We start from the raw sequence: 13,467 nt of genomic DNA on the forward strand, positions 1-13,467 counted from the left end.
CGGTCCCCGCTCCCCCGCCCGGCCGTGCTCCGGGCGGGGGCCCGGCCTCTCCTGGACCGCGCCTCCGCAGGTCGAAGCGTTTCGACGAGAGACGTGCCGTCAGGGCGTGTCCGGCGTCGCCCCCTCCCGGCGCTCGCAGGCGGCGGCGAGGATGAGATAGGCGCTGGCCGTCCAGGTGTAGGCGCGGTCGCGGAGACCGGCGCCGCTGCGGGCGTCGAAGTTCTCCGCGAACCCCGACTTCTCGCACAGCATCCGGAAACGGGCGCTGATCTCGTCGGCCTGCTCCGCGTACCCGGCGCGGCGCAGGCCGTCCTCGATCAGCACGGTCGAGGGCGCCCAGATCGGGCCGCGCCAGTAGCCGTCGTCCTGGTAGTGCGGCGAGGCGGGCGGCTCGGTGGCGAGCCCGAACTCGGTCAGGTGGGTCTCGATACCGGCGGCGAGCGCCGCGCGGACGGGTTCCGGCAGCTCGTCGCCGAGCACGATCGGCATCAGGTCGAGCAGGCTGGAGCTGGACCAGGTGCGTCCCGACAGTGCGCCCCTGGCGACGAACCGCTCGCCGTCCCACAGCTCCGCGAGCAGCGCCTCGCGCATCCGGTCGGCCTCCCGGCTCCAGGCCGCCGCCTCGTCCGTACGGCCGAGCCGGTCCGCGAGCCGGGCCAGCTCGCGCATCTGCAGGACCAGGAACGCGGCCAGGTCGGCGGTCTCGACGACGCGCTCGGGGTCGAAGGTGGTGGCGTTGTCCCAGCCGCTGTCGTTGCCGTGCTGGTAGTGCGCGAGCGGGCGGCCCGGCGCGCGCCGCTTCGTCAGCCAGAACCGGGTCCACCGCTCCAGCAGCCGGTACGTCTCCAGCGACTCCGCCCGCTCCGGCAGACGGCGCAGCGCCCAGCCGTGGATGGGCGGCTTGACGAAGTTGTAGAGGATTTCGGAGTGGGTGACGGAGTCGGGCAGCGCGCCAGTGGCGTCCTGGTGGTCGAAGGGCACCCGGAACTGGTCCCACGCCAGCTCCGGCAGGCCGTCGGCGAGGGCGATGGCGTTGAAGCAGTGGTCCCAGCTCCAGACCTTGTCCATCCAGTGCTTGGACATCAGCACGGCGGAGCGCGTGACGAACCCGGCCGGGCGCACCGTCGCCGACCACAGGACGTACGCCGCGAGCTCCGCGGCGGGAGTGCGGTCGCTCCGCCAGGGCGCCACCGCCTCGGCGAACGCGTCGAAATCGGCCCGGGCCGCCGCGACCACCTCGTCGAAGTCGCTCACGGCGGCGTAGGGGGCGCGGGCGGTCTCGTACTCCTCGACGGCGATCTCCCACGGCTCGCCGTCGCCGGGCAGCACGACGCCGCGCTCGGCCGTGCCGAGCGCCTGCGCGCCCGCCGGCTCGGCCCGCCCGGCCAGCAGGGTGATCCGGTAACGGCGCCCGGTCTGGTAGACCGTGAAGACCCACGAGCCGTCGCAGGGATCCTGGTAGAAGTACGGACCGCTGAACGGGGTCAGGACCGGGTCGGCCGCCTGCAGGTGCAGCCCGAGACCGTGCCCGCGCAGCCGTACGGTGTCGGGGTTCTCGTACGCGAGGTCGATCCGGCCGGTGTCGCAGGCCCAGGTGAGCAGGTGCGGCGCGGCGGTGACCACGGTCTCGGCGCGGTCGCCCGCCAGGGCCGGCACCAGCCGCAGGATCGGGTGCATGCCGGTCTGGTGCGACACGAGATGGACGTCCCGCGCGTAGTTCTTCTCCCCGATCACCGGTGAGAAGCCGAACCAGGATCCGCGGAAGCTGAACGGGATCTCTTGCGGGGAGAACACCGGGCCTGCGGCGACGGTCATGAAGACGATGTCCCTTCTGTCCTGAGGAGAGCCGGCTGCCGGCGAGGAGGGCCGGATCAGTGCTTCACCGCGCCGGCGGTGACTCCGGCGGCGACGTAGCGCTGGGCGACGACGAGGAGCACGGTGGCGGGGATCGAGGCGATCACGGCGGTGGCCATGATGGCGTTCCACTGCTGGTTGTTGTTGCCGATGTAGTGGTAGATGCCGAGCGTGATGGGCTGGTGGTCGCCGCCCTGGTCGAGGGTGCTGGCGAAGACGAAGTCCGACCAGGCCCACAGGAACGCGAACAGCGAGACCGTGATGACGGCGTTCCGGCTGACCGGGAGCACGACCGACCAGAACGTGCGGGTCGCTCCCGCGCCGTCCACCCGGGCGGCCTGCAGCAGCTCCTCCGGGATCCCGGACATGAACGTCGTCAGCACCAGCACCGCGAACGGCACCGCCAGCGTGGAGTCGGCCACGATCAGTCCGGGGAGCGTGTTGAGCAGGCCGGTGCTGAGGAAGATGGCGTAGAAACCCATCGCCATGATGATCCCGGGGATCATCTGCGCGATCAGCAGCGCGAACGTCAGCGCCCCGCCGCCGCGCGGGCGGAGCTTGGCCAGCGAGTACGCCGCGGGCGCCGCGACCAGCAGGGTCAGCGCCACCGTGCCGAGCCCCACGACCAGGCTGGTCGCGAGGTACGGCAACTGCCGGTCGAGCACCTCGCGGTAGCCCTCCAGGGTGCCGTCGACGGGGAACCAGTTCGGCGGCGACTTGCGCATGTCCTGGTCGCGGGTGAAGGAGACGTTGATCATCCAGTAGACCGGGAACAGCATCAGGCCGGTGAGCGCCAGCCCGAGCGCAGTCTTCGCCGGACCGCGGGAGCCCCTCATCAGAAGGCCTGCCTTCGCTGGAGACGGATGTAGACCAGCCCGAACACCAGGGCCATGACGATCAGCAGGTTGCCGACCGCGGCGCCGGGCCCGAACGCAGGGAGCAGGTTGCCGAACCCCAGCCGGTAGGACCAGGTCGCGAACGTGGTGGACGACCCGCTCGGCCCGCCCCTGGTCATGATCCAGATGATGTCGAACACCTTGAGCGTGTAGACCAGCCCGAGCAGCAGCGTGATCGCCGAGACCGGCCGCAGCAGCGGGAACGTCACCCGCCAGAACCGCTGCGCGCCCGTCGCGCCGTCCAGTTCGGCCGCCTCGTAGATCACCGGGTCGATGGCCTGCAGGCCGGAGTACAGCACGACCAGGTTGAACGGGATGCCGATCCAGATGTTGGCGATGACGACCGACCACAGCGACCAGTCCGGCGAGGTCAGCCAGTGGACCGGAGCCGCGCCGAACGCGCCGAGGACGGCGTTGACGACGCCGGAGTCGCTGTTGAGCATCCACGACCAGGTGGAGGACGACACGATCAGCGGCAGCAGCCACGGCACCAGGAACAGCGCCCGCAGCGTCGCGGACAACCGGAAGTTCCGGTGGAAGAACATCGCGAGGGCGAGCCCGATGGTGAACTGGAAGGCCAGCGACACCACGGTGAACACCACCGTGTGCCAGAGCGCCGGCCCGAACGTCGGGTCCGCCACGACCTTCGCGTAGTTGGCCGTCCCGGTGAAGGGCGCGTCGCCCCGTACGAACGACCGCACGGTGTAGTCGCGCAGGCTCAGGTCGAGGTTGCGGTAGAGCGGGTAGGCGTAGAAGACCGCCAGGTAGACGACGACCGGAGCGAGGAAGGCCCACGCCGCCCACTGCCGGGACGGGGGCCGCGCCATCGCCCGGCGGCCGCGCCCCGCGGCCGGTGCGCGCGCGGCGGCGGGCGGCGCGGGCGCCTGTGTCACGTGATTCATGCTGTCCTTCGTCCGACGGAAGGCCGCGAGAGGATCTCGGAAAGGGGCCCCGGGGCGCCGATCCCCGGGGCCTGTCCATCACCCCCGCGGCCCGCGGCTACTGCGTCGCGCTCGCCGCGGCGGTCTGGGCGTCGGCCATCGCCTGCTGCGGGCTCTTCGAGCCGCTCAGCGCGGCCTGCACCGCGTTCCACATCGGCTCGGAGATCTTCGGATACTTGGTGCCGAGGTCGTCGCTGGTGCGGCCCTTGGCCGCCTTGACCGCGTCCACCCACACCTTCAGGCCCGCGTTCTGCTCCACCTGCTTGGCCTGCACCTCCTCGGTGGGCGCGATGTACGACAGGGTCGTCGTCGTGCTCAGGGAGTTGTCCGTGCTGGTCAGGCAGGCCACCAGCTTCTGGGAGACGGCGTAGCGGGCGGTGTCCTGCTGCACCGGGATGCTCACGAACTCACCGCCGGTCGGGGCGGGCGCGGTGCCGCCGTCCTTCGAGGGAACGGGGATGATGCCGTACTCGAACCCGGCCTTCTCGGCGTTGGCGAGCTGCCAGGTGCCGTTCTCGGCGAAGGCGAAGTCGCCGCCGGCGAACTCCTGCCAGCTCGTGGTCTGGGTGTTGTTGATCACCGAGTTGGGGGCGTATCCCTTCTTCAGCCAGTCGGTCCACAGCGCGACCGCCGAGACGCCCTCGGGTGAGTCGAGCTTGGTGAGCTGCGCGCCGGAACCCCAGAACCAGGGCAGGAACTGGAAGCTGCCCTCCTCGGTGCCGATCGCCGAGAACGTGATCCCCTTCTTGCCCGCGGCCTTGACCTTCTCCAGGGCGGCGGTCAGCGACGCCCAGTCCTTGACCGACCCGATGTCCACGCCGGCCTTCTTCAGCACTCCCTTGTTGTAGTAGAGCGCGAGGGTGTTGGCCCCGATCGGGACGCCGTAGGTCTTGCCCCCGCTCTGCCCGGCCGCCAGCAGGTTCGGCGCGATCGTGGAGGTGTCGAGCTTGTTCTCCTCGGTGCTGGTGAGGACCCCGGCCTCGGCCAGCGTGGAGACCACCGGGTTGTCGACGATGAGCACGTCCGGCGCGTTGCCCTGCTGCGCAGCGAGCAGCGTCTTGTTCGTCAGGTCGGTGGTGTCGTACGCGGTGCGCTCGACCGTGACGCCCGCCTGGGTGCCGCATGTCTCCAGCAGCTTGACCCAGTCGGAGCTCTTGTCATGCTGCGGGTAGGGGTCCCAGATCGTGTACGTCCCGCCGCCGGCGGCCTGGCTGCCGGACGCCTGGGCGCCCGCACCTGTCGAGTCGCCGGGCTCGCCGGACGAGGAGCATCCCGCGAGCCCCGAGGCGACCGCAAGGGCCGCAATAGCCAGACCGGCCACGTGCCGGCCCGGTGCCGCTGATCTCATGATCGTAACCTCCGCTGACGCGCGTTACGCGGCTGTTTCGTTGGATATCGAATCGGTTCGCATGAACATAGGCCTACATATCGCCGACGTCAATGGATACCGCCGAATCCACCCGCCGAGTGGCAGGCTCATCGGTTCGACCTAGGATGGACGCGGTCGGTCGGATCAGCGGTTGGTGGGATCAAAGGGGGCGCCGGTGAACATCGGGGAGATCGCCAGGAGGTCGGGCGTGGCGCGCAGCACCGTCTCCTACGCCCTGAGCGGCAAACGCCCGGTGGCCGAGGAGACCCGCCGCCGCATCCAGGCGGTCATCGACGAGCTGGGCTACCAGCCCAACGCCACCGCCAAGGCGCTCAAGGAGGGCAGGACCCGGACCATCGGCCTGGTCGTCCCCCCGGCCAGCCGGCGTCTGACGGACCTGCAGCTCGGGTTCGTCGCCAGCGTCGTCGACGCCGCCGCCCGCGCCGACCTCGACGTCCTGCTGTCGCCGTCCGGCGGGGAGCACGACCGTTCGTTCGAACGGGTGGTCAGCGGCAGGCGGGTGGACGGCGTCATCCTGATGGAGATACGGCTGGAGGACGACCGGGTCGCCCGCCTGCGGCGGAGCAGGCTGCCGTTCGTCGGCATCGGCCACACGAGCCGCCCCGACGAGATGTCCTGGGTGGACGTCGACTACGAGACCCTGATCTCCGGCTGCGTACACCACCTGGCCGACCTCGGCCACCGCCGGATCGCCCTGGTGAACAGGTCCGCCGAGCTGGTGGCCGCCGGATACGGCCCCGCCCATCGGGCCCAGGCCGGTTTCACCCGCGCCGCGGCCGAACGCGGGGTGGAAGGCGTGGAGGTGTGCTGCGCCGACGACGCCCGATCCGGGCAGTCCTGCGTCGAGCGGCTGCTCGCCGAGGACCCCGGTCTCACCGCCATCGCGACCATCAACGAGGCCGCCATGCCCGGCATGTACCGCGCGATCGAGCGGGCGGGCCTGGCGGTGCCCGGCGACTTCTCCGTCACCGGCGTCTCCGCGCGCCTGTGGGCCGAGAGCCTGCACCCGCCGCTCACCGCCGCCGACATGCCCGCCGACGAGCTCGGCGCGCACGCCGTCGAGATGCTCATCCAGCGCATCGCCGAGCCCGCCACCCCCCACCGTCATCTCCTCGTCGCCCCGCCCATCTCCCTGCGCGGCACGACCGGCCCCGTACGCCTCCGGGAGCCGCACGACCAGGTCTAGGAGAAGGTCGGATACCCGTCGCAGTTGTAGCTGTTGAGGAGCTGGACCGACGAGATCTTGTCGTTGAACTTCCACTGCGGCGCCCCGAGGACGTCCACCTTCTCCCACGGGCGGATGCAGTAGCGGCGGTCCCTGAAGTCCCTGTCGTCGTAGACGACCCAGGCGAGCCAGCTGTTGTTCACGATCGAGCTCGCGCGGTCGGAGAACCCGATGCTGCCGTTCGAGTACGTGAAGACGCGGTGCTCTCCCTCGTACCACGAGTCGTCGTAGAGGTAGAGCCCCGCCCATTCGCCCGGCTTGAGTTCGGCGTGAGCGGCGGGGGCGGCGGTGATCGTGCCGGCGACGGCGGCGGCCGCCGCCAGGCAGGTGATCGTCCTGGTCAGTCTCGACATGGTCTTCTCCCGGACAGTCGTCGTTTCCGTGTCTGGGAAGAGCCTGCCGGTCGCCGATTGGCCGCTACTTGGACAGCGCTTGGCGCCCGCTGGGCGGGCGCTCGTCACGTGGTCACAGGGCCCACTCCATCGGCGCGGGCGGGGTGAAGTCCGAGGTCAGCTCGACCGGCTTGCCCGTCTCGTACGACTCCCTGGCGGCGCAGAGGATCTCCACCACGTGCGCGGCCTGGCGGCCGGTGGCCCGATGGGGGCGGTCCTCCCGGATCGCCGCGGCGAGGTCGCGCACCGCCCTCCCCCACTCCACCCCCTTCCACGGCTCCCGCAGCGGGGGCACCGGCTCGGGGTCGCGGCCCGGCGCACGGACCTCCACGGACGGGTCGAAGTCGTGCCAGCTCTCCAGCAGCAGCGAGCCGTCGTCCCCGTGGAACTCCACCCCCTGCTGCCGGGTGGAGCCGTTGGGCACGTAGAAGGAGCAGGTCAGGCGGAGCAGGACGCCGCCGTCGAACTCCACGTTGGCCACCACGTAGTCGGGCGTGGTGATCGTGAACTCGCTGCCGTCCAGGCGCGTGCGGCGGGGCCAGACGACGGAGGAGAACGCGGTGACCCGCCGGGCCGGTCCGAGTGCCGTCGTCACGATCGTGAGCGGGTAGACCCCGACGTCGAACAGCGGCCCCACGGCGTAGAAGCCGTCGGGCTCGGGGTGCCATGCCTCGATCCTGCCCCAGTTGACCTCGGCGAAGACGAGCCGCACCGGTCCGACGCGGCCCTCCCTGAGCAGCTTGAGCGTGGTCTGCTGGGCCTCGCCGAGGAAGGTCGCCGGGGCGCAGCCCAGCCGCAGGCCGCGGCTCTCCGCGATCTCCACGAGCCCGGCCGCCTCCTCATGGGTCAGCGCCAGCGGCTTCTCGCTGTGCACGTGCTTGCCGGCCTCCAGGCTGCGGCGGATCACCTCGTAGTGCGCCCGGTGGACGGTCAGGTTCACGACGATGTCCACGTCGTCGTCGGCGAGCACCTCGTCGAGCGTGCCGTACACCCGGCCGCCGTGCGGGGCCGCCAGCGCCTCGGCCCGCTCCGGCAGCACATCCTGGGCGCCGACCAGGCGCATCTCCGGATAACGGGCCAGGTCGGCGGCGTACCGGGCCGCGATGTTGCCGCAGCCGACGATCGCCACGCCGGTGCTGTCGGAAGCCACGATCGCTCTCCTCTGATTTCAGTGAAACCACGACATCCCGCATGAAGCTACGCCGCCCTCACACGGGGGTCAATGAGCGATTAAGACCGATATATGACCCCTTGACGGGTGATGCGCCCACGGCCTAACGTCGCCAGAAGGACGAAATTTCACTGAAATTTCAGGACATACACTGAGATCGGCCCCCTCGTGGAGGGCGTATGCGGCGGACGACGCGACGGTCCACCCTCAAGGAGGTGGCCGAGCGAGCCGGCGTCTCGATCGGCACGGCCTCCGCGGTCTTCGCCGGCAAGACGTGGGTCTCGCCCTCCACCGGTTCGGTGGTCCGCCAGGCCGCCGAGGAGCTCGGCTACCGCCCGCGGGCCCGCCGACCGGCCGAGACCGGCATGATCGGGTTCGTGTCGTGGGTGAGCGAGCTGTTCTCCCCCGGCAACCTCTACTACGCCCCCGTCGTGTACGGCGCGCAGCAGGCGTGCGCGGAGCTCGACCTCTCGATGACGTACGAGGTGATCCAGCCGCAGGGGGACCGGCTGCCGCTGTGCGTCGAGCGCGGCCAGGTCGCCGGGCTGCTCGTGCTGAACGTCGGCGCGAGCCGCGACCACCTGGCGAGGATCCTCGACGCGGGCGTGAGCTGCGTCCTGCTGGAGCACGCCGTCATCGACCTGCCGGTGGACTACGTGCGCCACGACGACGAGACCGGCGGATACCTCGCCACCCGCCACCTCATCGGACTCGGTCACACCAGCCCGCCACCGGCGATCATCACGGCGGGAGCGCACATCGTGCCCGCCGCCCGGCGGCTGGCGGGCTATCGCCGGGCCTGCGCCGAGCACGGCCTGGCCCCCGACCCGGCGTACGTGCGGCCCGGAGACTTCACCGCGCGGACCGGGTACGAGCAGATGACGGCGCTGCTCGACCTGCCCACGCCGCCCACCGCCGTGTTCTGCGCCAACGACCTGTCAGCGTTCGGTGCGCTCGACGCGCTGCGGGAGCGGGGCCTGCGGGTGCCCGCCGACGTCAGCGTGATCGGATACGACGACGTGGCGATGGCCGCGCACGCCTCCCCGCCCCTCACCACGATCGCCTCCGACAAGGAACTGCTCGGCGCCCAGGCCGTCTGGCACCTCGTCCAGCGCATCCGCCGCCCCGAGACGACGAGCCGCGACACGATGCTCGCCGTCCGCCTCGTCGAACGCCGGTCCACCGCTCCCCCGCACAGATGACACGCCGCCGTCTTCGGGTCGAGTTCCCGGACCGGTGCGGTTGAGGCGGTGGCCCGGGTGACGCGGTTCACGGGCCGGCCAGCTGGTCGCGGCGGCGGACGAGGTACGCCGCCTCGGCGGTGTTGGCGGCGAGCGCGATGGCCCGGTCGTACGCCGCCCGGGACTCGGCGCTGCGGCCCAGCCGGCGCAGCAGGTCGGCGCGGGTGGCGTGGAAGGCGTGGTAGCCCTCCAGCGGCAGAGCGTCCACCTGTGCCAGCGCCACCTGCGGGCCGTCGATCTCGGCGACCGCGATCGCCCGGTTGAGCCGCACGATCGGCGAGGGGTCGAGGCGGACCAGGTGGTCGTAGAGCGCGACGACCTGCGACCAGTCGGTGTCGCGGACGTCGCGGGCGTCGGTGTGGACGGCGTTGATCGCGGCGAGGATCTGGTAGCGCCCAGGCGCCTCCCCCGAGGCGAGGCGCGCGCGGACCAGGGCGTGGCCCTCGGCGATCAGCTCACGGTCCCAGGCGCCGCGGTCCTGCTCGCCGAGGGCGACCAGCTCGCCGCTCGCCGACACCCGCGCGGCCCGGCGCGCCTCCGTCAGCAGCATCAGCGCCAGCAGCCCGGCGGCCTCGCCGTCCGCCGGCAGCAACGCGCGCACCAGCCGGGTCAGCCGGATCGCCTCGGCGGTCAGGTCGCCGCGGACCGGCTCCCTGCCGGGGTCCGAGGCCAGGTAACCCTCGTTGAAGATCAGGTAGAGGACGGTGAGGACCCCGGTGACCCGGGCCGGGAGGTCCTCCCGGAACGGCACTCCGTACGGGATCCTCGCCGCCTTGATCTTCGCCTTCGCGCGCGTGATCCGCTGCCCCATGGCGGTCTCCTCGACCAGGAACGCGCGGGCGATCTCGGGCACGGTGAGCCCGCCGACCATCCGCAGGGTCAGCGCGATCCGCGCCTCCATGGCGAGAGCGGGATGGCAGCAGGTGAACACCAGGCGGAGCCGGTCGTCGTCGACGACGCCGAGCGGCTCGGGGGTGCCGGACAACATCAGCGCCTCCCTGTGCTTCTCCTCGCGCCTGACCTCACGCCGGAGCCGGTCGATGGCCTTGCGGTGGGCGGTGGTGGTCAGCCACGCGCCGGGATTCGGCGGAACGCCCTCCGCGGGCCAGCGCTCGACGGCGGTCGCGAACGCCTCGGCGGCCATCTCCTCGGCGACGTCGAGGTCTCCAAGACGCCTGGCCAGGGTCGCGACCACCCGGGCCCACTCCTCGCGGTGAACCCGGGCGATCACCTCGTCGACGTGTGTCATTCACCCAGGATCGGCCGGAGCTCGACCCTCCGGTTGCAGCTCTTCGACCCCGCGGCGGCGAGCCGCAGCGCCACGTCGAGGTGCGGCGCCTCTATGATCCAGAAGCCGATGATGTGCTCCTTCGACTCCAGGTAGGGCCCGTCGGTGAACACCGGCTCAGCGTCCCGGCCGTCGACGACGGTGGCCGCGCCGGGCGACGCGAGTCCCGCGGCGAACACCCAGTGACCGTCGGCCTGCAGCCGCTCGTTGAAGACGTCGATCGCGGCCTGCTCCTCCTCGGTGGCGACGGCCGACTCGTTGAGCACGGACATCAGGTACTGCGCCATCGGGATCATCTCCTGTCGTCGTGTGGCCGCCCCCTCGGGCCGCCTGGCACCCCTGCTACGAACGCCGCCGTCCGGATCCGACACCCTCCGCTGCATTTCCTCGAAGAATTCTCGTACGGACCTGTCCCTGTGGGGGTGCGCCGGCCCGGGGCCTGTCCGCGGCCCGGAGGTCAGCGCGCGGCGGCGAGGCCGTCGAGCAAAGCCGGGCCTCGTTCCGATTCACACCGAATTCTGAGTCTCCGTCGCGAAAACGCGTGCGAGCTGATGGTCGATCAAGGCCACGGCTTCTTCGGGACTGCGCTGTCCGAGCAGGACGGTCGTCTGGATTCCGTCGGCGCCCGCCACCAGAAACGCGGCCTCGGCCGCGGCGTCGATGTCACGAGGCACCTGGCCCAGTTCCTGCCCCTGTGCGATCAGGCCGGCGAGAAGATCCTCCAGCGCGCGCGGCGCGTCCCGGGCGACCTCGGCCAGAGCGGGGTCGGTCAGGAAGCGGACGAAGTAGGCGGCGTACACCACATGCCGGTTGCGCCGTTCCCTGTCGAGCGGGAGCAGTTCGAGCAGCACTCCTCGCACGATCGCCTGCGTTCCGGGCGCTTCGCCGAGCTTCGCGAGGCGTTCCCGGGCTCGTTGCTCGGCGTCCTCGTTGAGGATCTCCAATGTGCCGAGCAGCAACTGCTCACGGGTGCCGAAGTAGTACTGCAGCAGCCGGGCGGAGACCTCGGCCTCGGCCGCGACCTGCCTCAAGGTGACGTCTTCCAAGCCACCGCGGGCGGCCAGGCGCCACACGGCCTCGGCGATCTGGCGGCGGCGCTGGTCATGGTCCACCTGTCGTGGCATGCCGTCCGTCCTTCAAACCTGTTTTGTGGTGCGATCGTACCAACATGGGTTATGGTGCGATCGCACCACAAACTGTTGGGGGTGCGCCGAGGCCTTCGCCAGGATCTCTACGAACCGAGAGGAGACAAGCGCGCATGAAACACGTCACCGTGCTGGTCATCGGCATGTTGCTGCTGGTCGTGGGAGCGCAAGGCACCATCCGGCTGCTGGCCGACCACGGAAACGCCGGACTGCTCACATGGCTGCCCGGTGGATTCGCCGCACGTCTCGCTTGCTACGCGGTGGCCGTCGTCGCCGGAACGGCGCTGGCCGGCTGGGGCAGCAAGAAGGTCAGGCAGGGCGGACACGGGCAGTGACCCGCACCACCCGCGCCAGGGACCGGCCTGCGATCGGGACCTTGAGGCCGCTCGGTTGTAAAGGCTTCTACCAGGGAGAAGGAAACCATCCCACCTTTGTCAACCACACTTGGCGATCATATAGTCACTCATTGTAATGTCCGGTCCATGGCAACACTTGATCACGAGACCCTCTTGGGGATCGTCCGCAACCGCCCCTTGCTCGCGGTCGAGCTTCTCCGGGCGGCCGCGTTCGTGGGTGAGGGAGAGCCGGCCGACGGGGAGGCGATCGTCCTTCGCTTCCCATGGACACGCCTCACCGGCACCGAGGAGCCCGCTCTCGCCGCCCGCTATCGTGAGATCATCGCCGCGGCCCGCCGAACGCGCGCGAACCTCGGAGAATCCATGTTCGGGGAGCTGATCGCGTTCGTGAACGCCCGCATCGAGGAAGGCCTGCATCAGACGGACCTGGCCGCGGAGACGGGCGTGCGTGACTGGAGGGCCGAGCAGGACCTGCAAGCGAAGCGGGAGCGCGTGGCGTACCTGGAGTCCGTCCTCCTCGACGATCTCTACCTGGCGGTCGAGGAGCACACCCAGGCGGAGCACCTGCTGAAGCTGGAGGCCTCCGCGTACAGCTGGCACGACGACTACCAAGACGACTGGCGCGCCTGAGCTACGCGGGGTTCCGGCGCTTCTGATCGTAGGACCAGCGCGGAGGCGAAGCGATACCCCGCCCCCGCCGACCACGCGGTGATCGGTGGGCGGTGCGCCGCCCTGCCGCCAAGTGCGATTCCCCCTAGACGAGTAAGTCCGAAGTCTGGCCAGTGGTCGTAGGCGATCAGTGATCGGGTGATGGGCTGGCTGGTGGCGCGGTTGTGCCAGATGGCCGCGGTCAGCGCGAGGATCCGTTGAGCGACGCGGGCGGCGACGCCCAGCGGGCTGCGTCCGCCGTGCAGTTCCAGGTCGAGTTGGCCTTTGAGGGTGTCGTTGACCGATTCGATGAGCTGGCGGATGGGTTTGAGGTGCTGCTCGCCGGGGCGGGGTGTGCGGTTGCGGTAGGACGGGCGTAGCAGTCGCACCCCGCGTTCGAGGTAGGGGAAGGCTCCGGGCAGGTGCTTGGGCAGGAAGCGCAGTCATCGGGCTTCGGAGCGGATGCCGAGCAGGGCTTGAGCGATGGCCAGGGTGAGCAGTTCGGCGTCGGTGAGCTTTGGTGGGCGTCCGAGCCGGGCCGGACGCCCCAGCCAGTCATCGATCTTGACGTACAGTGCGGTGAGAAGGGTGTTGATGTCTGTCGTCACAAACGGATCATCGACACCCTTCGCCGTTCCCCGCAGTGCTCCTCACAGCGACTTAGGACTTACTCGTCTAGCCGATTTTCGGTCTACCGTGCGAGCCGCGATCCAGAAGACCGCCGCTAACGATAACGACAGGCCGAATACCACGTGCAACGCCCGAACAAAGGGACGTATGGCCGTCGGCGGACGCCTGTCGGCTCTTCGGCGATGCCCGTAACCACAATTCAGGCGCTGCAGAGAGCCGGAAGCATGGGTCCTCCCATCGGCGCGGAGTGGCCTACTGTGGCCAGCCCGGAACTTTCCGTAAGTGGCCTA

13 protein-coding genes and 1 pseudogene are annotated in these 13,467 nt (G+C 70.4%); 4 read left to right on the plus strand and 10 right to left on the minus strand.

Annotated features, from left to right (window positions below; genetic code table 11):
- Positions 1-99 precede the first annotated feature (99 nt).
- From FED44_RS26615 to FED44_RS26630, 4 genes are all read right to left on the minus strand, one after another.
- Entirely contained in the window at positions 100-1,815 is a 1,716-nt protein-coding gene (locus FED44_RS26615) for an amylo-alpha-1,6-glucosidase (RefSeq protein WP_138462425.1), read from the minus strand.
- A 56-nt stretch (positions 1,816-1,871) separates the two neighbouring features.
- The gene (locus FED44_RS26620; RefSeq protein ID WP_111700070.1) at positions 1,872-2,690 is read right to left on the minus strand and encodes a carbohydrate ABC transporter permease; all 819 of its coding nucleotides are present in this window, start codon (positions 2,688-2,690) and stop codon (positions 1,872-1,874) included.
- On the minus strand, positions 2,690-3,643 hold the full coding sequence (locus FED44_RS26625) for a carbohydrate ABC transporter permease (RefSeq protein ID WP_244302292.1): 954 nt from the start codon (positions 3,641-3,643) through the stop codon (positions 2,690-2,692). The genes FED44_RS26620 and FED44_RS26625 overlap by 1 nt, the downstream gene beginning before the upstream one ends.
- Positions 3,644-3,749: 106 nt before the next feature.
- Complete coding sequence (locus tag FED44_RS26630) at positions 3,750-5,039, minus strand: sugar ABC transporter substrate-binding protein (protein ID WP_117408242.1); 1,290 nt, start codon at positions 5,037-5,039, stop codon at positions 3,750-3,752.
- Between the two features lie 196 nt (positions 5,040-5,235).
- Here FED44_RS26630 and FED44_RS26635 point away from each other — a divergent pair, with 196 nt between their 5' ends.
- On the plus strand, positions 5,236-6,267 hold the full coding sequence (locus FED44_RS26635) for a LacI family DNA-binding transcriptional regulator (RefSeq protein ID WP_117408241.1): 1,032 nt from the start codon (positions 5,236-5,238) through the stop codon (positions 6,265-6,267).
- Here FED44_RS26635 and FED44_RS26640 read toward each other — a convergent pair.
- Positions 6,264-6,659 (minus strand): hypothetical protein, encoded by a 396-nt coding sequence (locus FED44_RS26640; protein ID WP_117408240.1) that lies wholly within the window; start codon positions 6,657-6,659, stop codon positions 6,264-6,266. The two genes, FED44_RS26635 and FED44_RS26640, sit on opposite strands and share 4 nt — an antisense overlap.
- Positions 6,660-6,771: 112 nt before the next feature.
- Positions 6,772-7,848 carry a Gfo/Idh/MocA family protein gene (locus tag FED44_RS26645; RefSeq protein ID WP_138462427.1) on the minus strand — a complete coding sequence of 359 codons (1,077 nt, stop codon included), beginning with the start codon at positions 7,846-7,848 and terminating at the stop codon, positions 6,772-6,774.
- A gap of 200 nt (positions 7,849-8,048) precedes the next feature.
- Between FED44_RS26645 and FED44_RS26650 the strand changes: the two genes are divergently transcribed.
- Entirely contained in the window at positions 8,049-9,071 is a 1,023-nt protein-coding gene (locus FED44_RS26650) for a LacI family DNA-binding transcriptional regulator (protein WP_117408238.1), read from the plus strand.
- 67 nt (positions 9,072-9,138) lie between these two features.
- Here FED44_RS26650 and FED44_RS26655 read toward each other — a convergent pair whose 3' ends face one another.
- The 3 genes from FED44_RS26655 to FED44_RS26665 form a co-directional block, all read right to left on the minus strand.
- Positions 9,139-10,359 (minus strand): RNA polymerase sigma factor, encoded by a 1,221-nt coding sequence (locus FED44_RS26655; RefSeq protein ID WP_138462428.1) that lies wholly within the window; start codon positions 10,357-10,359, stop codon positions 9,139-9,141.
- Entirely contained in the window at positions 10,356-10,685 is a 330-nt protein-coding gene (locus FED44_RS26660; RefSeq protein ID WP_117408243.1) for a YciI family protein, read from the minus strand. Before FED44_RS26660 ends, FED44_RS26655 begins: the two co-directional genes overlap by 4 nt.
- A gap of 219 nt (positions 10,686-10,904) precedes the next feature.
- Entirely contained in the window at positions 10,905-11,522 is a 618-nt protein-coding gene (locus FED44_RS26665; RefSeq protein WP_138462429.1) for a TetR/AcrR family transcriptional regulator, read from the minus strand.
- Positions 11,523-11,656: 134 nt separating this feature from the next.
- Between FED44_RS26665 and FED44_RS26670 the strand changes: the two genes are divergently transcribed.
- Together FED44_RS26670 and FED44_RS26675 are read left to right on the plus strand one after the other, a co-directional pair.
- Positions 11,657-11,878 (plus strand): hypothetical protein, encoded by a 222-nt coding sequence (locus tag FED44_RS26670; RefSeq protein ID WP_138462430.1) that lies wholly within the window; start codon positions 11,657-11,659, stop codon positions 11,876-11,878.
- A gap of 147 nt (positions 11,879-12,025) precedes the next feature.
- Positions 12,026-12,529, plus strand: a complete 504-nt coding sequence (locus FED44_RS26675; protein ID WP_133306068.1) for a hypothetical protein — start codon at positions 12,026-12,028, stop codon at positions 12,527-12,529.
- A 152-nt stretch (positions 12,530-12,681) separates the two neighbouring features.
- Here FED44_RS26675 and FED44_RS38625 read toward each other — a convergent pair.
- Positions 12,682-13,155: pseudogene (locus tag FED44_RS38625) on the minus strand (IS982 family transposase); the annotation flags it as partial.
- Positions 13,156-13,467: the final 312 nt, after the last annotated feature.

Source organism: Microbispora triticiradicis, assembly GCF_005864065.1.
Classification (GTDB): Bacteria; Actinomycetota; Actinomycetes; order Streptosporangiales; family Streptosporangiaceae; genus Microbispora; species Microbispora triticiradicis.